The organism is Actinomadura sediminis (genome assembly GCF_042675525.1).
GTDB classification, from domain to species: Bacteria; Actinomycetota; Actinomycetes; order Streptosporangiales; family Streptosporangiaceae; genus Spirillospora; species Spirillospora sediminis.
In genome coordinates, this window is sequence record NZ_JBHTJA010000002.1 from 178,423 (window position 1) to 199,997 (window position 21,575).

Sequence of the window (21,575 nt, forward strand, 5' to 3'; positions counted from 1 at the left end):
CAGGCCGCGCCCTCCTGGCCGCCTCGGCCGTCACCCGTCTCGAAGGCCGGCCTCGGTCGATGCGGTGGACGCGTCGGTCAGCCCGAGCCGCAGATGTTCGACGTGGTAGATGGCCTGGTCGAGCAGTTCGGCGACGTGGTCGTCGTAGAGGGCGTAGACCACGGACCGTCCCTCGCGGGTGCCGGTGACCAAGCCGAGGTTGCGCAGCAACCGCAGCTGATGGGAACAGGCCGACTGCTCCATGTCCACGGCGCGGGCGAGCTCCGTGGCCGGCAGCGGCCCTTCGCGGAGCCGGGCGAGGATCAGCAGCCGGGAGGGGGTGGCCAGCGCCTGCAGGGCGGTGGCGACCTTGACCGCCGCCGCCGCGTCCAGGGACGTGCGCGGGACGGGATTGTCGGCCGGGGCGGCTCCATGACCCATGGGCGCCAGCTTACCGGGGTGATGCATGAACACGTCTTCATGTGTTCCTGTATTGTCGGGGCGATCCGCTGACCGCACCCGCCGCCGGAGGACCTCCATGACGACCACGCTGCGCCCGTCGCCCCCGGCCATCGCCGGACGGGCGGCGGGCCCCCGGCGCCGCACGGTGGTCCACTCCCTGCCCGAGGTGCGCTGGGCCGCGGCGGCGCTGGTGCTGTTCCTGGCCGCGCTGCCGCCGTACCTGCTGGACGCCCCGGCCTGGACGTGGGCGCCCCTGTTCGCCCTGACCTACGCGACCGGCGGCTGGGAGCCCGGCCGGGCGGGCCTGCGCGCCCTGCGCGGCAAGACCCTGGACGTCGACCTGCTCATGGTGGCCGCGGCGCTCGGCGCCGCCGCCATCGGACAGGTCCTGGACGGCGCGCTGCTGATCGTCATCTTCGCCACCTCCGGCGCCCTGGAGGCCGTCGCCACCGCCCGCACCGCCGACTCGGTGCGCGGCCTGCTCGACCTCGCACCCGCCGCCGCCACCCGCCTGGACGGCGACGGCCGCGAGGAGCGGGTGGCCGCGGACGCACTCGCGGTCGGGGACGTCATCCTGGTCCGTCCGGGCGAACGCGTCGGCGCCGACGGGCGGGTGCTGGACGGCGGCGGCGAGGTGGACCAGGCGTCCATCACCGGCGAGCCGCTGCCGGTGGCCAAGCGCACCGGCGACGAGGTGTTCGCCGGAACGCTGAACGGCACCGGCGCGCTGCGGGTGCGGGTCGAGCGCGACCCGTCCGACTCGGTGATCGCCCGCATCGTGGCCCTCGTCCAGGAAGCATCGCAGACCAAGGCCCCGACCCAGCTGTTCATCGAGAAGGTCGAACAGCGGTACTCGATCGGCATGGTGGCCGCCACGATCGCGCTGTTCACGATCCCGCTGGCCTTCGGCGCGGCACTGCAGCCGACCCTCCTGCGGGCGATGACCTTCATGATCGTCGCATCGCCGTGCGCCGTCGTGCTGGCCACCATGCCGCCGCTGCTCTCGGCCATCGCCAACGCCGGACGGCACGGGGTCCTGGTCAAGTCGGCGGTCGTCATGGAACGGATCGGCCAGGTCGACGCGGTGGCGCTGGACAAGACCGGCACTCTGACCGAAGGCGTCCCCCAGGTCACCGACGTCGTCCCGCTGGACGCCTCCGGCCTCACCGGCGACGAACTGCTGGCCCTGGCGGCCGGGGCCGAGCGTCCCAGCGAGCACCCGCTGGCCCGCGCCGTCGTCGAGGCCGCCCGCGACCTGGACGTCCCGCCCGCCGAGGGTTTCCACTCGACACCCGGCACGGGTGTGCGCGCCATCGTGGCCGGGCACGAGATCGCGGTCGGCAGCCCCGCCCGCCTGCTGCCGCACACCGCGCATCCGGCCGCGGCCGTCATCGCCGGGCTCGAGGACGCGGGGCGCACCGCCGTGCTGGTCACCCGCGACGGCGTCCCGTCCGGAGTGCTGGGCATCGCGGACAGGATCCGCGCCGACGCCGCCACCACCGTCACCGCGCTGACCGGACTGACCGGCGCGACCCCGATCCTGCTCACCGGCGACAACCCCCGGGCAGCCGCCCGGCTCGCCGCCGAGGTCGGCGTCGACGAGGTCCACGCGGGCCTGCTCCCGCAGGACAAGGTCGCCGCCGTCCGGAGACTCGAAGCCGAAGGACGCAGGGTCCTGGTGGTGGGCGACGGCATCAACGACGCCCCCGCGCTGGCCGCCGCCCACACCGGGGCCGCGATGGGAGGCGCGGGGTCCGACCTCGCTCTGGAGACCGCCGACCTTATCGTGGTCCGCGACGAACTCGCCGCCGTTCCCGCGGCCGTCGACCTGTCCCGCCGCGCCCGCCGCCTGGTGAAACAGAACCTCGTCATCGCCGGGACGTTCATCACCGGCCTGGTCGTCTGGGACCTGACCGGAACCCTCCCGCTCCCGCTCGGCGTCGCCGGCCACGAAGGCTCCACCATCATCGTCGCCCTCAACGGCCTGCGCCTCCTGCGCTCCGCCGCATGGAGACCCGCCGGCCGAGGCGAGGACGGCCGAGTGCGTTGACGCCCGCTAAGTACCGAGGCACTTACGTGCACGGTCTGTGATCCGGGGCGGGTCGCCTCGGACGCGGCGCCGCGAGGTCCTTGGGGGTCCGAAGCACGGGCCGATTCGAGGCCGGGTGTTTCAGCGCCTGGTCTCGTACCTGGTCAGGAGTACACCGTCGGGGAACGCCCGGGTCTCCATCAGGGTCAGGTTCACCCAGTTGTCCAGCGCCGTGAAGAACGGCGTGCCGCCGCCCACCAAGACCGGTGCGGTGAGCAGCACGTATTCGTCGATCAGCCCGGCCCGCATCGCCGCTGCGGCAAGTGTGGCGCCGCCGATGTCCATGGGGCCGCCGTCCTCGGTCTTGAGCCGGGTGATCTCGGCGACCGCGTCGCCGGTGACCAGGCGGGTGTTCCAGTCGACCGTGCTGATCGTCGAGGAGAACACCGCCTTCGGCATGTCCCGCCAGCGGCGGGCGAACTCCATCTCCGCCGGTGTGGCGCCGGGCTCCTGGTCGGCGGTCGGCCAGTGCGAGCTCATCGTCTCCCACAATCTGCGCCCGTACAGCGCAAGGCCGGTCGCCGCAACCCGGTCGGACCACCACTGGAACAGCTCGTCGCTCGGCACGCTCCAGCCGAGGTCGTCGCCGGGCGCGGCGATGTAGCCGTCCAGGCTCAGGTTCATGGCGAAGGTCAGGGTCCGCAAGGCGTCAGCCTCCTGTGATCGGTACTTGGCGTACAGACCAGCACGGCGCAGAAGAATCATCGGTCAGGCCGCACCGGGCACACGTACTGATCGCGATGCTCGCGCTCGCGGGTCTCGCCATCGCGATTCCTCCGCTCGATGACGTCGGGGCGAGGCGGTGCGGTCGTCGCGGAACGCGCGGGGTCGGCGATTGCCTCGTTCACGTCTTGTTCACATCTATCACTGTGATGTTCGCAAAACAAGTCGTTATATTTGCGATCGATCTGTCATACGATCAGCGCTGGCCGGCCGCCGCCACCCTCCCGTCCCCGACGGAGGGGGCCCCTTGCTCCACCCCCGAAGTGCAGGAGGTCCGAATGTCTTCGCATCCCACGCCGTTGTCCCGGCGCAGGTTCCTCGGATGGGGCGGGGCCGGTGCGGCCACCGTCCTGCTCGGCACCGGCGCGCTGGGCGCGACCGCCGCGCACGCCTACACGCTGCGCAAGTCGGGACTGTTCACGCTGGGCGTCGCGTCCGGCGACCCGTCACCGGACGGCTTTGTGCTCTGGACGCGGCTGGCGCCCGAACCCTTCGCCGCCGACGGCAAGGCCGGGATGCCCGACCGCCGGATCAAGGTGGAGTACGAGGTGGCGAGGGACGAGCGGTTCAGGCAGATCGCACGGCGCGGTGAGGCCGTGGCCTCGCCCGAGCTCGGGCACTCGGTGCACCCGGAGATCTCCGGGCTCGCCCCCGGCCGCGAGTACTACTACCGCTTCCGGGCCGCCGGAGAGGTCTCACCGGTCGGCCGCACCCGCACCATGCCCGCCGCCAGGTCGCTGCCGGACGAGCTGACGTTCGGCGTCGCGTCCTGCCAGGCGTGGCAGGACGGGTACTTCACGGCCTTCGACCACATGGCCGACGAGGACTTCGACCTGATCGTCCACCTCGGCGACTACCTCTACGAGTACGAGGTCACCGGCAACAACCGGCGCGGGGTGAGCGTGCCGCCGCAGTTCGGCACGGAGACCTTCGATCTGGCCCGGTACCGCCTCCAGTACTCGCTGTACAAGGCCGAGGAGCCGCTGCAGAGGGCGCACGCGCAGTGCCCGTGGATCCACACGCTGGACGACCACGAGGTCGTGAACGACTGGGCCGACGACACGGTCATCATGGGCCGGGACCCCCACCCCGACCCGGCCGAGTTCGCCGCCCGCAAGGCCGCGGCCTTCCAGGCGTTCTACGAGAACCTGCCGCTGCGCCGCGCCCAGCTGCCGGCGGGGCCGGACATCCGGCTGCACCGCCGGCTGTCCTACGGCAGGCTCGCCGAGTTCACGATGATCGACACGCGCAGCCACCGCGACATCCAGGCCTGCTCGTACGGCAACGGGACCGGCCGCACCAGCTCCTGTGACGAGCGGTTCGACGCCTCCCGCACGATCCTGGGCGCGGAGCAGCGCCGCTGGCTGCTGGACGGCTTCGCCCGGTCGCGGGCCCGCTGGCAGATCCTCGGCAACCAGGTGCCGATGACCGAGACCGACTGGGCGCCGGGGCCGGCCAAGGAGGTGTGGGTCGACCCGTGGGACGGGTACGTCGCCGACCGCGACAAGGTGCTGTCCGCCGCGCACGAGCACGGCGTGCGGAACCTGGTCGTGCTCAGCGGCGACCGCCACCAGAACTACGCCGTCGACCTCAAGCGCGACTTCGACGAGCCGGGTTCGCCGACCGTCGCCACCGAGTTCGTCACGACGTCCGTCACCAGCGGCGGCGACGGCGCCGACATGGACGACCTCGGCCGCACCTTCCTGGCCGCGAACCCGCACATGCGGTTCTTCAACGCCCAGCGCGGCTACATCAGGGTCAACGTCGGCCGGGACCGCTGGCGCAGCGACTTCCGCGTGCTGCCGTACGTCACCAGGCCGGGCGCGCCGGTGTCCACCCGGGCGTCCTTCGTCGTCGAGGACCGCAACCCGGGGGTGCAGCCGGCCTGACCGGGCGCGACGGCGCACGGCGAGCGTTCATGGAGGTGGGGGGCCGGCGGCCCCCCACCTCGCGGGCGTCCCCGATCGCGACGGCGGGGTCAGACCTCGCGGAAGGGGATGCCGAGGAGGTTCGCCGCGGCGCGGTAGTCGCCGGCGCGGTGCCCCACGGACAGCGACCAGTGGTGCCCGATGCCGGTGGCCGACCAGTCGTCGACCCATTCCCCCGGGTCGCGGCCGAAGTCCACGCGGCTCGTGGTGTTGCCGATCTCGAGCAGCGGCCCCGGCACGACATCACCTTGACCGGCGATGAACGCGAGGGTCCCGTCGCGGTCCTGGCCCACTCCCAGCAGTGTGACGGGGCCGTGCCGCACGTCGAACTCGACGGACACCCCCCACCCCCGCTTGCCGTGGTACACGCCCAGCCCGCGCAGCAGCGGGTCGCGGCCGGCCACGGCGAGGTGGGCGGGGCCGTCGTGGCCCATCTCGACGACTCCGTCCTCGAAGTTGAGGGCCTGGATCTCGCAGAACGACCCGCCCGCGCCGACGGCCTGGGTGACGAGCTGGGCGACGGACGTGCGCAGCTCGTACTCGCCGGTCGCCGGCAGCCCCCGCGCCGTCAGCAGCGACGCGCCGAGGATCATCCCGGCGCCGAGGCGCTCGTGCAGCTCGCCGTCCAGCCCCCGGTGGTAATAGGCCAGGCTGTCGAGTTCGAAGTCCTCGACCAGCCGGTCGAGGCCGACCGAGACGCGGGCGCCCCAGGCGAAGTCGTCGTCGTCCACGCTCGGGTCGAGGGTGAAGACCTGCCGTGCGAGGTCCATCCTGGCGGCGGTCTCGGCGTCGGTGACCTTCTCCACCCGATGGCGCAGGTCGTCGAACTCCAGCACCTCGACGTGGCTGCCGAACGTGGCGGGCAGCAGGGTCAGGTCGGTGGAGACGTCGAGCATGCCCGGGTAAAGGTGGCCCATGAGCCCGTGGCGGGCGTGCCGCAGCGTCGCGCGGATCTTCGCGGCCTGGATCCACTGCTCGATGCGTCTCCACGCCGACTCCTGGGCGAGGTGGCCGGACACCGAACGGAACGGGATGCCGGCCCGGCGGAACACGTTGCCGACCTCGGGGACGGCGCACTGCCCGCAGTAGGCGAGCCAGTCGCCGGTCCCGAACGTCGCGTGGTCCATCTTCTCGGTCGGCTGCAGGTCGATGACCAGGACCGGGGTGTTCGACCGCTGGGCGATCGGGAGCACCATCGAGCTGGTGAGGTAGGTCGTGAGGAACATGACGATCAGGTCGCAGTCGGCCCGCCGCAACCGCTCGGCGGCGGCCGCGCCCTCCTGGGCGTCGGAGACGAAGCCGACGTCGGTGACCTCGGCGTCCATGTCCCGGAACCGTTCCGAGACCTGGCGCGCGGATTCCCGCAGTCGGGGCAGGAGGCCGGGGAACTGGGGCCAGTACGTGCCCAGCCCGCCGGCCACCAGGCCGATGCGGGCCTTGCGGCGGACGACGGGCGGCAGCAGGGCGCGGTCGGTGATCGCCTCGCTCATCGGGCTTCTCCTCGGTCGGTGCGCTTCGCGCGCTCGTGAAGGGACGGGGCGGAGGACGTCCGGAGACGACGACGGCCCCCGCGGGGGTCAGGCTCGCCGGAGATCCGGGCTGCCGTTCTCGGTGACGAAGGACGTGCGGGCGCTGATGGGGGCGCCGGGACGAGTGACGTACGGAAGGACCCGGAGATCGGTGCGGAACGCGGCGTCGTCCAGAGTGCAGCGCATGTAGCCGTCCCAGAAGTCCATGACGAACGCGCGGCCGTCGCCCGGGACGGTGTCGACCTGCGTCGCGGGGATCTGCTGGGGGATGACGTTCCAGGTGGCGCGGGAGTCGGAGAACCCCTCGGGGCCTGACCGCGGCGGACGACCTCGCGGAAGCGCTCGTCGGCGGCGACCTCCCATCCGACCCGGACCTTACGGGCGGGCACGCCGCCGGAACCGTCTAGGGCCGGCGGCCGGGGGGCGAGTCCCGTCCAGAGCACGACGCCGCCGGGCCGGGGGTCGCCGGCGGCGGCGCCGAGGCCGAGGGCGCCTCCGGAGAGAAGGAGGCCGCGGCGCCCGATGATCGGGCCGTGCGGCGCTGGGGCTCTGGTCATGAGGCGCTCCTCCTGGAGACGTGCACGGGGGCGGGGCTTCAGCGGGGCGGCGGGGAGAGGTCCTCGATCGTGCGAAGGACCACCGGCCCCAGCAGTCCGCTGGTCCGCTGGCCTTCGAAGACGAAATGGGTGGGGCCGGCGTCGTCCAGGTACGGGGCGAGGGTTCCGTAGACGACGATGTCGATCTCGTTGCGGCCCTCGCGCAGCGCGGTGCTCAGATCGAAGACGTACGGGGCGCAGATCCGGACGCCCGCCGAGGCCCCGTTCACCGTCACCTCGGCGGTGCCCCGGACGCGGCCGAGGTCGAGTTCGGCCGGTCCGGGGGCGGCGTCCAGGTCGAGGGCGCGGCGGTAGCGGACGCCGCCGCTGTAGCCGGCCAGACCCCTGTCCTCCCAGTCGCCCGGCTCGATCGTGCCGGGGCCGACCTCGAACCGGACGGGGTCGGCTAGGGCGGCGCCCTCCTGGTACCCCGGGGCCGTGCGCAGGCGCATCTCCACGGTCCCGGCCGGCCGCCGGTCGCCGGGCAGCTCGAGCTCGACGGCGTCGCCGGTCCCGGCCGGCCGCAGCGCGATGCCGTCCAGCGCGATGCCGTCCAGCACGATGCCGGTGACCTCGGCCCGGGGAGTGAACCGCATCCGGGTCGCGCCCGGTGGCACCGTGCAGCGCAGCCACTCGATGCGCGGACCCGAGCCCGGGACGGCGAAGACGGTGGGCAGGACGCTGCCGTCGTCCTCTCGGTCGTCCAGCCAGCCGGCGCCGGGCAGGGGGTGCGGGCGGCGGCGCAGGTGCAGGGCCGCCGGGTCGCCGTGCTGGGCCCGCCTGGCGACGACCCGCACCGGGGCGCCCGCACGGGTCGCCCGCCAGCCGGCGCCGGACACGACCGGGCCGTCCACCAGGACGCTCGCGGGCGTCCGGTCCTCGGTGAGGACGACGGTGAGCCGCGAGCCGCTCCCCTCGGGGAGCGTGTAGCGGCCCACCCGGGGAGTGTCCTGCTCGGCGTACGGGTCGAAGCCGCCCTGGCGGCCGATCTCCGCGCCGTCGACCAGGATCCGGCACGCGGCGGCGGACGCCACCTGCACGACGCCCGCGGGTCCGGCCGGCAGCCGCGCGGTGAAGGCGACCTCCGCGCCGGGACGCGGGTCGCCGGCCGCGGCCATCCATTCGGGACGCACGCAGGCGGCGGGGTCGGCGGTGACGGACAGGTGGCCGCGCAGCCGAAGGTCCTCCTCCGGGGCGAACCGCACCTCCAGCGTGTGCTCGCCCGCCGGGAGCCGGGCCTCGGACACCGCCAGGTATCCGCGGTCGTTCAGCGCGACGGCCTCTCCGTCCAGGACGGCGGATTTCGCGGCCGGGGCCCCGATCACCAGATGGCCGCCCGGGGACGGCACGGTCATGCGCGTCCGCAGAACCACCGGCCGTCCCGCCCGGACCCGGCCGAAGTCGAGGAACTCCTCGGGCACGTGCCCCTTGGGGCCGAGGACCGCCCGGTGGACCGGGTCCTTGTGGATGCCCCTGGTGTCGGAGTAGACGACCGGCCGCCGGCCGTGGTCGGTGCCGGTCCAGACGGCGTGCGGGCCGAACGTCGCGTGGACCGGCCTCCAGTTCTCGGCGGACGGTTCCTCGCCGACCTGGTGCGACAGCCGCCAGGTCTCCAGCACCGGCGTCTCACCGCGAGGCCGGGCGAAGTCCCCCCAGGTGTTGTCGAGCGTCGGCACCAGTTCCATGTCCCAGCGGGAGTCCAGGACGATCTCGCGGTCGGGGCGCTCGGACGGCGCCCGCGGGGGGCCGTCCTCGTCACCGGGGAAGATCAGCAGAGCGGCGGGGGCGTCGTCGAACGGGACGACCACGTCGACCCACGACGGCCCCTGGACCGTGGGAAGGGGCCGCGGCTCGCCGCCGAAGGGGCCGGCCAGGAAGGCCGCTCCCGTGACGCCGTTGACCCGCACCCGCATGTCCCGGTGGTACCGGCCGGGGTCGAAGTCGTAGGCGACGTCCAGCCAGCCCAGGTCGATGCCGCGTTCGTCGGGGCGGCCCACCGACACGCGGCTGGCCATCGACGCGCTGGCCGTCACGAACACGACCGTCGCGCCGTCCACCTCGCGCACCAGGGCGGGGACGGGGGCCTCCACCCGTCGCGCGTCGCGCAGGACGGGCGCGAGGGAGTCGGCGCCGGCGACGGTCTCGGCCAGGGACGCCAGGCGGGCCACGGCCGCGTCCGCCTCGGGGTCGCCGACGCCGAGCCGGGGCGGCGGGCCGATCGCGACGACTCGTCCACCGGCCTCGATCAGGGCGAGGAGACGGCGTGCGGTGTCGCCTTCCAGGACCGTGCACGCCGGCAGCAGGACCGTCCCGTAGGACTCGCCGGCCACCGCGAGCCGCCCGCCGCCGGCCACGGCGCGCTGGACGGAGTCGTCGTCCACGACGTCGGCGTCGATCCCCAACCGGTCCAGGGCGCCCGGAACCATCTGGAACCATGCCATGTCGCCCACCAGTGCCCGGTAGGTGTCCTGGGCCTCGGCGGCGAAGGAGTCGACACCGTCCAGCCGCGACCCCGCCTGGGCGGTCGCCGTGGGGAACAGGACGGCGACGTCGCACACGTGCCGCCCCAGGGACAACGCCGCGCACAGGCGGGTGACGGCCTCGGCGAAGACGCGGTGATGCCGCCAGTAGGGCTGGCGCCAGTCCGTGGAGGGCGGCGCCCACTCCCACCAGCCGGCCTTGGTGGTGTAGTAGGACGCGTGCGGGTTGTAGAGGGTGGCGCCCGCGCGCAACCACGGCAGGAGCCAGTCGAAGGTCTCCTCCAGAGTCCCGCCCCACCCGCTGGAGTGGAACGACTCGATCCACACCCGGTCGCGCCCGTACAGATGGGCCAGGGAGGAGTGCACGCGCGCATCGCCGTGATGGTCGGATCCGGGGGCTCCGAACCAGCGATGCGTGCGGGCATAGTCGGCGTACAGCCGGACGCCGTCCACGGGACGCCCGGCACGCGCGGGATCCTGCTGGTCGCAGCCGTGCAGGAGCCCGTGCCGCCGGTGCCATTCGGCCAATGGGCGGAAGAACGCCTCCTCGGCGAGTTCGCCCCGGGTCAGGTGGAAGTCGCGCCGGACCCGCTGGTCCGCCTCGTCCCCGCCCTTCCACAGGGACGGCAGGTGCGGGGCGAGGTCGTAGCCGCGGCGGGCGGCGAACGCCTCGGCGAACCCCCGGGTCCAGGTGGGGATCGACGGCAGCTCGTCCTGGAAGGAGCCGACGATCGCGGTGCCGAGCCGATGCCCCAGCCGCCGCTCGTACTCGCCGTGGACGCGGTCCAGCAGAGCGGCGCACGCCTCCGCGGAGAGGTAGTCGAACCCGCGCGTGGAGACACCGCCGTCCCGGTCGAGCCACTGCCCGGCGTACACGGGCACGTCCCGGACCAGGCGGGCCTGCAGATCGGCGCCCGAGAACCCGAGCTGGTCGTAGAACCAGAGCGAGACGCCCAGCTCCAGGGCGTCCTCGCAGACGCCGTCGAGCAGTTCCCACCAGGTGTCGCTGAAGAAGGCCGGCTCGTCGGCGTCCGCCCCGAACATCGGCCCGGATGGCGCCAGGTTCAGGATCACGAGGTTGTACACGCCGCCGGAGGCGAACCGCTCGAGCTGGTCGCGCAGGCGCCGCCGGTCCAGCCGCTCGCCGCTCCACCACCAGATCGGCGCGGGGGAGTGGGTGCGCGGCGGCGCGTCGAGGACGGTCCGCAGCCGCGGCGGGATCGCGGGGCTCATCCTTTCAGCCCGCTGGCGAAGCCCTTGATGACGTACTTCTGCAGCACCAGGAACACCGCCAGGATCGGCAGCGAGGCCAGCACGAGCCCCGCGAACACCAGCCCGTTGTCGGAGACGTACTGGCCGACGAACGCGAAGATCCGCACCGGCACCGTCTCGCGCGTGGAGCCGCCCAGGTAGAGCAGCGGCGTCAGCAGGTCGTTCCAGATGAACACCGCGTTGAGGATCAGCACCGTGCCGGTGACCGGCCGCAGCAGCGGGAACACGACCTGGGTGAACGCGCGGAAGTGCCCGGCGCCGTCGATCAGCGCCGCGTTGGCGTAGTCGGCCGGCAGAGCCCGGACGAACCCCGTGTAAAGGAAGATCGTGAAGGGGAGCTGGATGCCGGTGTAGAAGATGATGATCCCGGGATAGGTGCCGAGCAGCCCGGCCGAGTCCACCATCTTGAACAGCGGGATCATCCCGAGCTGGAACGGCAGCACGATGCCCAGCAGGAACAGCATGTACATCCCGTAGCCCAGCCGGGTCACCCGCCTCGACAGGTGGTAGGCGGCCAGCGAGCCGATCGCGATCAGCGCGATCAGGCTGACCACCGTGATGACCGTGCTGTTCATCAGCGCGGGGCCGATCTCGGCGCGCGTCCAGGCGTCGGCGTAGTTGTCCAGGTCGGGACTGGTCGGCGGCGCCAGCGGCGACTCGGCGATCTGCCGCGGATCCTTGAACGACATCGTGATCAGCGCGTACACCGGGAACAGGAAGGCCACGGCGGCGGCGATCATCACGAGCTCCAGGCCGAAGGTGCGCAGCCCGTACCGGGGGTTCATGCCGTGTCCTTTCCGAGGACGGCCGCCCAGGCCGTCCGGACGGGGCCGCCGCTCATGCCGAGACCTCCCGGCCGCGCAGGTAGTAGATCTGCACCATCGACACCGCGGCGACGAACAGGGCGAGCACCAGGGCGATCGCGGTGCTGTAGCCGTAGTTGCCGAACACGAACGCCTGCTTGTACAGCACCGTGGACAGCGTCTCGCTGGCGTACCCCGGGCCGCCGTTCGTCGCGGCGTACACCTGGTCGAACAGCTTCAGGCCGCCGATGGTCGACAGCATCAGGTTGATGGTGACGGCGGGCGCCAGCAGCGGCCAGGTGACGTGCCGGAACCGCTGCCACCGCCCCGCGCCGTCGATCATCGCCGCCTCGTGCAGCTCCTCCGGGACGCCCTCCAGCCCGGCCAGGAAGATCACCATCGAGTAGCCGGCGAACTGCCAGATCACCATGCCGGCCACCGACCACAGCGCCAGGCCGGGATCGCCGAGCCAGTCCTGCCGGAGCCCGCCGAGGCCGACCGCGCCGAGGATTCCGTTGACGCCGGCCTCGGGCGCGGGGTTGTAGATGTACTTCCACAGGAACGCCACCATCACCGGGCTGACCACGGCCGGGGCGAAGAAGATCACCCGCAGCGCGGACCGCGACTTGATCCTGGTGTGCACCCCGAGCGCGAGCAGCAGCCCGATGCCGTTCTGCACGAACACGATCGCCACGGTCAGCAGCAGCGTGTTGGTCAGGGAACCGCGCGCCGCCTCGTCGTCGAACAACCGGAAGAAGTTGTCCAGGCCGATGAAGTCGCGCTCGCCCAGGCCGTTCCAGTCGGTGAAGGCGTACACCGTGCCCGCGGCGGCCGGGTACAGCACCACGAGCGCGTACACGGCCAGGGCGGGGGCGGCGAACCACCACGGCGGGCTCAGGAACCCGCCGCCGCGCCGCCGGCCCCGAGCGGGCGGGCGCTTCGCGGGGACGGTCTCCTTCGCGGCCGGGGCGGAACCGAGGGTGGAGGTCACGACTCAGGACTTCTTCCGGTAGGTCTCGTCCAGCTTGGCCAGCGCCTCGGGGACGGTGGTGCGCCCGCCGAGCAGTTCCTGGACGGCGGCGAAGTGCGCGGGCTGGACCTCGGCGTTGGGCCAGGCCTGGTCCATGAACGGCACGGCCTTGCCGCCGTCGACGAACGGCAGGAACGACTCCAGCGCCGGGTCGACCCTGGAGGTGGCGTCCCGGGTCAGCGGGACGCACGCCACGGCCTCGGCCCAGGCGTTCATGTTCTTCTGCTCGCCGAGGAACTCGATGAACGCCTTGGCCTCGTCGAGGTTCTTGCCCCGCGCGCTGACGCCCAGCCCGACCACGACGCCGGCGGGGATCCAGCACTCCTTCTCCTCGTCGGCGCCCGGCACCGGGAACATGCCCAGGGCGTCCGGGCCGGCGGCCTGCTTGCGGAAGTCCGGCAGCACCGCCGACACCTGGATCGCCATCGCGGCCTCGCCGGTGGCGACCATCGCCGTCTGCTGCTCGAAGGTGGTGCCGTTGGGGTTGTCGTTGAAGAACCCGCGCTTCTGCAGCTCCAGGTACATCTCGAACGCCTGCGCCCAGCCGGAGCCCGCGAAACCGGCCGACCCCGCCTTCATCTGCTCGTCGAAACGCGGGTTCTTCGCGTAGACCGTGGACGGCACCAGCGCGTACGTGATCAGCTGCGTGACCCACGGGGTCTGCGCCCCCAGGGCGATCGGGATCTTGCCCTTGGCCTTGATCTTCTCGCAGACGTCCAGGAACTCGCTCCACGTCGCGGGCGGCTCGACCCCGGCGTCCTCGAACACCTTCTTGTTGTAGACGGCGCCGATGACGCTGGATCCGGCGGAGTAGACGTAGGTCTTGCCGTCGTTCTGGAAGGCGGGCTTGAGCGTCGCCGGGATGCGCTCGGCCCATGCCTGGTCGCTGAGGTCGGCCAGCAGCCCGGCCTGCGAGATCTGCACCATGCTCATCGCCGACCCGTTGCCCGGGAAGACGACGTGGACGTCCGGGGCGTTGCCCGCGCCGAGCCGGGTGCGCACCGAGGTCTGCACCTGGTCGGTGGGCGCGAACGATGTGTTGAACTCGCTCTTGGTGTAGGCCTTGACGAGCGGCTCCAGGGCCTTCTGCTGGTCGGCGACGCCGACGAGCTGGAGCGTTCCGGCGCCGCCGCCGGAGCCCGAGGTGCCGCCGCAGGCCGCGAGCGCGCCCATGGCGGCGACCCCGCCGCTCAGCCCGAGAAAGCCGCGGCGGGTGAGAGAAGCTGTCCGAAGCGACGATGTCATGAGTCCTCCTCGCACCCCGCGGCCCTGTGCCGCGAGGGATCCGGCGGCCCGCGCGGGCCGCCACCGGTGCCGCGGCCGGGGCCGCGGCGGCCGTTCCCGCCGAGTCCGCTAGGGGACGGTGCTCGGCGGTTCGTCCGCGGTGAAGCGGTAGTCCCCCGAGGTCACCCGGCACAGGAGCGTTCCAGGCGCGGTGCCCAGGACCGTGACCCCGGCGGCGTCGGCCACCGGCGTCCCGCTCTCGCGCACGCTCGCGGGGTCGCCGGTGGGCACGTGGACGGTCGCGGCCGCGCCGGGCGGCACGCCCACCTCCAGCCGCAGTTCGCCGCCCGCCCGGCTCCAGGTCGTGCGGACGGTGCCGCGGACCGACTCGTACGCGGCGCGGGCCCACTCCAGCCCGCCGGGACGGGGCCGGATCAGCAGCTCCCGGTAGCCGGTGGAGCCCGGCGCCTGGGCCAGCCCGGCGACGCCCTGGTAGAGCCATTCGCCGATCGAACCCAGCGCGTAGTGATTGAACGAGTTCATGGCGGGCGCCTGGAATCCGCGCTCCGGCGTGTAGCCGTCCCAGCGCTCCCAGACGGTGGTGGCGCCGTGCCGCAGCGGGTACAGCCAGGACGGCGGGTCGGTGCGGCGCAGCAGCGCGTGCGCGAGGTCGGGACGGCCGATGCCGTCCAGCACGGGGGCCAGCAGGCCGACGCCGAGGAAACCCGTGCGGGGGCCGGGGCCGGCGGCCTCCACCAGCGCGACCAGGCGCTCGGCGGCTTTCGGCACCAGCTCTTCGGGCAGCAGGTCGAATGCCAGGGCCAGCAGGTAGCCGGTCTGCGTGTCGCCTTCGATCTCGCCGTCGGGGGAGACGAAGCGTTCGTTGAACGTCTTGCGGATGCGCGCGGCGAGGGTCTGGTACTTCGTCGCGGCGCCGTCTCTTCCGAGTACGCGCGCCGCGCGGGCCGTGAGGTCGGTGCTGCGGGCGAAGTAGGCACTGGCCACCACCTCGCGCGGTGTGGGAGCGGGTGCGAGCCAGTCGGCGAAGTGGGGGCCCACGCCGTTCCGCCACACCAGGTCGGGGTTGTGGCGGTGGACGAAATCGACCCAGGCGCACATCGCGTCGAGGTTGCGCTCCAGGAACCGCTCGTCCCCGTACGTCCGGTACAGGTGCCAAGGGACCAGGACGCCCGCATCGCCCCAGCCCGGCGCGCCCTGGTCCGCCACTCCGGCCAGCCGCGGCGCCACGTTGGTGAAGCAGCCGTCGGGCGACTGGGCGCCGCGCACCTCCCGCAGCCAGCCCTCGAAGAACGCGGCGACATCGGCGTTCAGGCAGGCGGTCGGCAGGAACACCTGCGCGTCGGCGAGCCAGCCCAGCCGCTCGTCCCGCTGGGGGCAGTCCGTCGGGACGCTGACGAAGTTGGAACGCTGCCCCCACGCGATGTTGGCGTGCAGCCGCTGGACGTCGGGATCGGAGCAGGCGAAATCGCCCGTCCAGGGAGTGTCGTTGTGCAGGACGACGCCGGTGACGTCGGCGGTCCGCAGCTCGGCGGGCCCGGTCACCTCGGCGTAGCGGAAGCCGTGGTAGGTGAAGCGCGGCTCGAAGACGACCTCGCCGCCGCTCCCGTCCCCGATGAGGACGTCGGTCGCCTCCGCGGTGCGCAGGTTGTCGGTGTAGAGGGCGCCGTCCTCGTCCAGGACCTCGCCGTGCCGGATCACGACGCGGGCGCCGCGGGCCGGGGCGCGGACGGTGAGCCGCACCCGGCCGGCGAAGTTCTGCCCGAAGTCGACCAGATGGCGGTCGTCGCCGACCCGGGTGACGGTGCGGGGCGCCAGTTCCCGGACGGCGCGGACCGGCGGCGCGACCGACGCGGTGAGCGGTTCGTGGTCGGTGCCGGTGACCACCGCGGGCAACCAGTCGTCACCGGCGAAGCCCGGACGGTCCCAGCCGGGGGTCTCGCGGCGCAGGTCGAGGCACTCGCCCTTCAGCAGGTCGGCGTACCTCAGGGGCGAGCGGCGGGCCGACCACGTCGCGTCCGTGCCGATGACCTCGCGGCGGCCGTCGGCGTGGTCCACGTGCAGCTCGGCCAGGAGCTGCGGGAAGCTCCCGTAGTGAGCGCCGAGGCGGCGCGGATCGAATCCGACGAAACCGCTCCACCAGCCGTCCGCGAGGGTCGCGGCCAGGACGTTCTCGCCCGTCCCGATCAGTCCGGTGACGTCGTAGGTCTGGTAGTCGATGCGGTCGCGGTAGTCGGTCCAGCCGGGCGCGAGCTCGTGGTCGCCGACGCGCCGGCCGTTGATCCGCATCTCGTACAGGCCGCGCGCGGTGACGTAGATGCGGGCGCGGACGGGCGGCGCGTCCGGCGCGTCGAAGGGGCGGCGCAGCCGGACGGCGGGGGAGAGGCCGTGGTCGGCGAGCGCCAGTTCGCCTTCCTCGGGCGCGTCCACGACGTCGAGGGCGGCCGGGTCGTGGGCGATCCAGGACGCCCGCCAGTCCGCCGCGCCGAACCGGCCGGTCTCGAACCAGGAGGACGCCTCGGCTCCCGCGCCGTCCGCGCCCGTCACGGTCACCTGCCAGCGGTACCGCGTGCGCCGCTCCAGCGGAGCACCCGCGTAGCGGACGGCCGTGGCGGCCGGGTCGGCCATCTCGCCGCTCTCCCACACGGTCGTGCCGTGCTCGTCCCGGACGAGCACGCGGCACGACGCGGGCGCGTCGCCCCGGCGGCCGGAGGCGAGCCGCCACGACAGCAGCGGGGAGCGCTCGTCGATCCCCAGCGGCTCGGCCAGGTGCTCGCAGCGGAGGCCGTACGGAGCCAGCGCCTCGTGGGAATGGCCGGTCATGACGCCGTCCTCGATCCTGCATCAAGTTCTTGGTATTTAACATCAAGAAGTGTGAGGTTGAGCGTAGAGATGCGGCTGATAGGTGTCAAGACATCACTTACGCACCGTTCCGCGCGCGTGCCCCGGTGGCTCGGGCGGTGACGCCCGCGACCGCTCCCGGCGTATCGAGGTCGCATCGCCGGTCAGGTTCACACTGGTCAAGGCGGACGGTCACGGTCGTGCGCCCGGGCCTGCATCCGGTGTGCGCGGACGCCGACCCGGAGTGGTACATAGTTGTGCGATAACAACAAGGCCACGTGTTAGGACGGGTCGGCCGCACGGGCGAGAGCCCGGACGCCGGTGGCTCCCGGATGACGAAACGGAGACCGGCGACGGCGGTGGGCCGGGCGCGCCGTCGCGGCGCCTACCTGGTGACGGCCACCTCGTAGGCGACCTTGTGCTCGTCCAGCTCGCGCAGCGCCTCGGGGTCCGCGCCGTCGTCGACGATGACGCGGTCGAACACCGACAGCGGCGCGACCCGATGCAGCGCGACGCGTCCGAGCTTGGAATGGTCGATCAGCAGGACGTTGCGCTGCGCGGACTCCAGCATCGCCCGTTTGACCGACACGATGTGCTGCTCCTGGTGGTAGGTGAACCCGGAGGAGACGGCCGAGGTCGACACGAAGCAGAGGTCGACGTTCAGCGCGCCGATGGCGTCCACGCAGGAGACGCCGAGGAAGGAGTCGTGCAGCGCGTCGTACTCGCCGCCCAGCGCCACCAGCCTGACGTCGCGCTCGCGGGCCAGCAGGTTGGTGGTCTCCAGGAAGTTCGTGATCACCGTCAGGGGGGTGACGCCGCCGAGCCTGCGGGCCAGCGCCAGCGTGGTGGTGGAGTCGTCGAGCATGACCGACATGCCCGGCTCCACCAGCGCGGCGGCCTTGGCGGCGATCGCGTTCTTGGCCGCCTGCATGGACTTCATCCGGTAGGCGACGTTGCTCTCGAACACCCCCGACGGCTGCGCGGTCACGCCGCCCCGGTACTTGCGGACGATGCCCTGCCGCTCCAGCTCGTCCAGGTCCCGGTGCACCGTCATCAGGCTCACGCCGAAGCGCTCGGCCAGCTCGCCCGCGCCGGCCGAGCCCACCGACAGCACGTGGTCGGCGATGGCCTGCCGCCGCGCCTCGGGCCCGCGGCGACCGCTGTTGTCCTTGGTCATGCTGCGATCCTCTCGTGGCCGCGCGCTCCAGGACGGGGGGCCGGGGCACCGAACGGGAGATACGCAGCGCGATGTTAACAAACCTCACGCCGGCGTCGGCGGGCCGCTAACAGTCACAAGGGGCGGGCCGGCCGGCCCGGTACCGCCGTGGCCACCGAGTCTCGCGGGCCGTGTTTCGAGCTCGGTATGGTGATTTGATGTTATAACTCCTCATCTAATGATGATGAATTGAGGGAGTCATGCCGTGCGAGGGTGTTCGTTCGAACCGGCTCGCGTCAGGACGGCGGGGGAGCGGTCGCCCCGCCGAGGCGCCCGCGCACGCACGGAAGCGGGGGTGACGCGGGGATGAGCTCCACCCTCTACCTGGTCCGGCACGGCGACACCGAGTGGCAGGCGGAGAACCGCTACGCGGGAGTGAGCGACATCGCGCTCACCGGCACCGGCCGCGACCAGGCCGAACGCCTCGGACGCTGGGCCGCGGGGGAACGCGTGGACGCGGTCTGGGCATCGCCGCTGAAGCGGTCGCGCGCGACGGCCGCGCCCGCCGCGACCGCGTTGAACCGTCCGATGCTGATCGACGGCGACCTGGCCGAACTGGACTTCGGCTCGGCCGAGGGCCGCACCCTCGCCGAGTTGCCGCCGGCGGACGCGGAGGCGTTTCTCGCCGACCCGGTGCGGGGAGTGTTTCCGGGTGCCGAGGACCCGCGCAAGGCCGTCGAACGGGGAACGGCGGCACTACGGCGCGCCGCGTCCCGTCACAGGGGCGAGAACGTGCTGGTGGTCGCGCACGACACGCTGCTGCGGCTGACGTTGTGCGGGCTGCTCGGGATCGATCCCTCGCAGTACCGGACCGTGTTCCCGGAGGTCCGCGGCTGCACCGTCACCGAACTGAGGGTGACGGCGCAGTGCGCCGCTCTCATGAGCTACAACGCCCCCATCCCCTGATGGCCTCCGGCGAGGTCCCGGCACCGCGTACCGGTCGGCTGGGCCGGGAGTCCGCCCGCTCCCGGCCCAGGGACTCCGGCGTCTCCGCTTGCGGCGCGGCCTGCGACTTCCAGCTTCACCAGCCGGATGCGCTCTTCCGATGTGGTCAGCGGGAGAGGTGGGGTTCGAGGAGGGCGGCCACTTCGGGGGCGGCCTGTTCGGGGATCCAGTGGCCCACACCGCGGAGGGTGTGGAAGGTGTAGGGGCCGGTGACGTGGTCGCGGGTCAGGGCGGCGCCTTCGGGGCCGAGGGCGGGGTCGGCGTCGCCGGCGATGAACAGCGTGGGGACGGTGACCGGTGCGAGGCGCCCCGGGGGGTTGAAGGGCATGGCCCGGTACCAGTTGAGCGCCGGGGTGAGGGCGCCCGACGTCATCAGGAACGTGACGTCCCTCAGGGTGTTGGCCTCGGGCCGGCCTGCGGCGAACCTCGTGGCGATGCCGAAGTCGCGTGAGCGGTAGAGGCGGCGCAGGGCCAGTTCTGGGATCCAGGGGAGCTGGAAGAAGTACATGTACCAGGACATGAGGAACTGGCGGCTGGTGAAGAGGGAGCGTATGAACGCCGCGGGGTGGGGGGCGGACAGGGCCGTCAGCGTGGACAGGACGTTCGGGTGGGCGGCGGCCAGTGCCCAGGCGACCGCCGCGCCCCAGTCGTGGCCGATGACGTGGACCCTGCGAGCGTCGGGGGCGGCCGTCGCGATGAGGGCAAGGACGTCGTTCACCAGCTCGGACATGCGGTAGGCGTACCTGCCGCGAGGGCGGGCTCCCGGCGAGTATCCGCGCTGGTCGGGGGCGAGGGTGCGGTAACCCTCGGCGTGCAGGTGGGGGGCCAGGGCCTCCCAGGAACTCGAGGTCTGGGGGAAGCCGTGGAGGAGGACCGCGATGTCGCCGTCCGGGGGGCCCTGGTCGACGACGTTGAAGATCAGGCCGTTGCGCCCGAAGGAGGCGAGGCGCTTCATGGGCGGGCCTGCGCCCACTGGCCGTGGAAGGTGTAACCGAGGCTTTCGGGGACGGGAAGGGTGCAGACGGGGCCGTCCGCGACGGCCAGGGCGTTGTAGACGACGATGTTCGTGGTTCCCGCGGCGATGTCGTTCACGTAGACGATGAGCCAGCCCTCGCCGCTGGTCTTCTCGGGGTCGCGGGGAACGAAGAGCGGCTCGCCGACCAGCCGGCCCGGCCCGTGGTCGTGTGCGTCGGCCTCGCCGGTCTCGGTGTCGTAGCGCGCGACCGCCGTGAACGCGATGCCGGTGGTGGAGTGGGTCGCGGCGGCGCCGTAGACGTGCCGGTGGCCCGCGGTGGACAGCCGGGCGTCGATGGTCGGCCACTCGAGCGGCAGGGTGTTGAGCTGGTGGGCCTCGACCTTGCCGGACGTTCCGACGCGGTAGCGCCAGAGGCGGCCGACGGGGAGGCAGGACGGGTCGGTCAGATGGCCGATGCTGGAGATGGCCTCGTGCATGACGGTCCAGGACCGGAAGCGGACCAGGTCGAAGACGATGTCGGGGCCGTCGTCGTAGGCGCCGGCGAAGTGCCACTGGAACCACGGTTCGGTCTCGACGACGCGGAACGGGCCACCTGCGCGGGGGACGAGCAGGATGCGGGTGGGCTGGTCGCCGTGCCAGCGCATCGACTGGAAGGTCGGGAGGCGGCCGGACATCATCGCGGCCATGTCGAGGATGACGGGGCCGAGGCAGAACACGAGGTGGGTGGCGGTCATCGCGAAGTCGTGGACCATGAAGCGGCGGGGGATGCGGATCGAACGCACATGTTCGGTCGGCCCGCCGCGCTTGCTGCGGTAGATCTCCAGCCTGGGGCGCGGGGCGTAGACGCAGCCGAAGTTCCAGAGAGCGGCGGCGGAGGGGTCCCAGCACGGGTGGGCCGAATAGGGCGTGTAGGGCGGTCCGAAGCGGCCGGACGGCTTGAGCCCGCCGTCGAGGTCGCAGCGGCCGAGGGTCTCGAGCGTGGCCGGGTCCAGCTCCCAGGGCATGTCCGCTTCCCAGAGCGCCAGCAGCCTGTCGTCGATCATCGTCACCGATGTGTTGGCCTGCGCGGCGGGCGGGCGGAGCATGTTGCGGAGCCGCCCGCCCAGGGCGTTGGCCCCGCCCAGGCGGGGCGGCGGTCCCTCGTCGCCGCGGGCGTCGAGGGACGCCCGGTAGGAGGGGGTGCGCACATAGCGGGAGCGGACCCGCACCGGCCTGCCGGGCGCGAAGGTGACGGCGCTGACCAGGCCGTCTCCGTCGATGACGTAGTCGGACAGATGGTTGCCCGCGCCGTTGCGGTAGAGGGTCCCTGCCAGGCCGTCGGGCAGTCTTCCCTGGCTCGGGTGGAGCTCGGCGTCGATCTCCCGGGCCCGACCACCGCGTCGCAAGTCCATGTGCACTCCGATGTAAGCATCGATTACGTTGATGTAATCGCTGATTACATCTATCCCCTCTCCGCCTGTCAAG

15 protein-coding genes and 1 pseudogene are annotated in these 21,575 nt (G+C 72.6%); 3 read left to right on the top strand and 13 right to left on the bottom strand.

What is annotated here, in order from left to right; translation table 11 throughout:
• Positions 1-30: 30 nt before the first annotated feature.
• Positions 31-420, bottom strand: a complete 390-nt coding sequence (locus ACFQ11_RS02590) for an ArsR/SmtB family transcription factor (RefSeq protein WP_378296093.1) — start codon at positions 418-420, stop codon at positions 31-33.
• Between the two features lie 97 nt (positions 421-517).
• Here ACFQ11_RS02590 and ACFQ11_RS02595 point away from each other — a divergent pair, with 97 nt between their 5' ends.
• On the top strand, positions 518-2,491 hold the full coding sequence (locus tag ACFQ11_RS02595) for a heavy metal translocating P-type ATPase (RefSeq protein ID WP_378296094.1): 1,974 nt from the start codon (positions 518-520) through the stop codon (positions 2,489-2,491).
• 120 nt (positions 2,492-2,611) lie between these two features.
• On the opposite strand, the gene ACFQ11_RS02600 is transcribed toward ACFQ11_RS02595, so the two are convergent.
• Positions 2,612-3,175, bottom strand: a complete 564-nt coding sequence (locus ACFQ11_RS02600; protein ID WP_378296095.1) for a dihydrofolate reductase family protein — start codon at positions 3,173-3,175, stop codon at positions 2,612-2,614.
• A gap of 356 nt (positions 3,176-3,531) precedes the next feature.
• On the opposite strand from ACFQ11_RS02600, the gene ACFQ11_RS02605 reads away from it, so the two are divergent.
• On the top strand, positions 3,532-5,142 hold the full coding sequence (locus tag ACFQ11_RS02605) for an alkaline phosphatase D family protein (protein ID WP_378296097.1): 1,611 nt from the start codon (positions 3,532-3,534) through the stop codon (positions 5,140-5,142).
• Between the two features lie 89 nt (positions 5,143-5,231).
• Here the strand turns inward: ACFQ11_RS02605 and ACFQ11_RS02610 are convergent, their stop codons facing one another.
• From ACFQ11_RS02610 to ACFQ11_RS02650, 9 genes and pseudogenes are all read right to left on the bottom strand, one after another.
• The gene (locus tag ACFQ11_RS02610; protein WP_378296098.1) at positions 5,232-6,671 is read right to left on the bottom strand and encodes an arabinose isomerase; all 1,440 of its coding nucleotides are present in this window, start codon (positions 6,669-6,671) and stop codon (positions 5,232-5,234) included.
• Between the two features lie 87 nt (positions 6,672-6,758).
• Positions 6,759-7,073 (bottom strand): hypothetical protein, encoded by a 315-nt coding sequence (locus ACFQ11_RS02615; protein ID WP_378296177.1) that lies wholly within the window; start codon positions 7,071-7,073, stop codon positions 6,759-6,761.
• A 5-nt stretch (positions 7,074-7,078) separates the two neighbouring features.
• A pseudogene (locus ACFQ11_RS02620) lies at positions 7,079-7,267 on the bottom strand (hypothetical protein); the annotation flags it as partial.
• Positions 7,268-7,305: 38 nt separating this feature from the next.
• Entirely contained in the window at positions 7,306-11,019 is a 3,714-nt protein-coding gene (locus ACFQ11_RS02625; protein ID WP_378296099.1) for a glycosyl hydrolase, read from the bottom strand.
• Positions 11,016-11,843, bottom strand: coding sequence for a carbohydrate ABC transporter permease (locus ACFQ11_RS02630; protein WP_378296100.1), 828 nt, complete (start codon positions 11,841-11,843; stop codon positions 11,016-11,018). Before ACFQ11_RS02630 ends, ACFQ11_RS02625 begins: the two co-directional genes overlap by 4 nt.
• A 52-nt stretch (positions 11,844-11,895) precedes the next feature.
• Complete coding sequence (locus ACFQ11_RS02635; RefSeq protein WP_378296102.1) at positions 11,896-12,852, bottom strand: carbohydrate ABC transporter permease; 957 nt, start codon at positions 12,850-12,852, stop codon at positions 11,896-11,898.
• 3 nt (positions 12,853-12,855) lie between these two features.
• Positions 12,856-14,136: an ABC transporter substrate-binding protein gene (locus ACFQ11_RS02640; RefSeq protein ID WP_378296103.1), complete on the bottom strand. Its 1,281-nt coding sequence runs from the start codon at positions 14,134-14,136 to the stop codon at positions 12,856-12,858.
• 108 nt (positions 14,137-14,244) lie between these two features.
• The gene (locus ACFQ11_RS02645) at positions 14,245-16,956 is read right to left on the bottom strand and encodes an alpha-L-rhamnosidase (RefSeq protein WP_378296104.1); all 2,712 of its coding nucleotides are present in this window, start codon (positions 16,954-16,956) and stop codon (positions 14,245-14,247) included.
• A 403-nt stretch (positions 16,957-17,359) separates the two neighbouring features.
• Entirely contained in the window at positions 17,360-18,151 is a 792-nt protein-coding gene (locus tag ACFQ11_RS02650) for a DeoR/GlpR family DNA-binding transcription regulator (RefSeq protein WP_378296106.1), read from the bottom strand.
• A gap of 345 nt (positions 18,152-18,496) precedes the next feature.
• Here ACFQ11_RS02650 and ACFQ11_RS02655 point away from each other — a divergent pair, with 345 nt between their 5' ends.
• Entirely contained in the window at positions 18,497-19,096 is a 600-nt protein-coding gene (locus ACFQ11_RS02655) for a histidine phosphatase family protein (RefSeq protein ID WP_378296107.1), read from the top strand.
• A 145-nt stretch (positions 19,097-19,241) separates the two neighbouring features.
• Here ACFQ11_RS02655 and ACFQ11_RS02660 read toward each other — a convergent pair whose 3' ends face one another.
• Both ACFQ11_RS02660 and ACFQ11_RS02665 read right to left on the bottom strand, forming a co-directional pair.
• On the bottom strand, positions 19,242-20,090 hold the full coding sequence (locus ACFQ11_RS02660; protein WP_378296108.1) for an alpha/beta fold hydrolase: 849 nt from the start codon (positions 20,088-20,090) through the stop codon (positions 19,242-19,244).
• Positions 20,087-21,502, bottom strand: a complete 1,416-nt coding sequence (locus tag ACFQ11_RS02665; protein WP_378296109.1) for a carotenoid oxygenase family protein — start codon at positions 21,500-21,502, stop codon at positions 20,087-20,089. The genes ACFQ11_RS02660 and ACFQ11_RS02665 overlap by 4 nt, the downstream gene beginning before the upstream one ends.
• Positions 21,503-21,575: the final 73 nt, after the last annotated feature.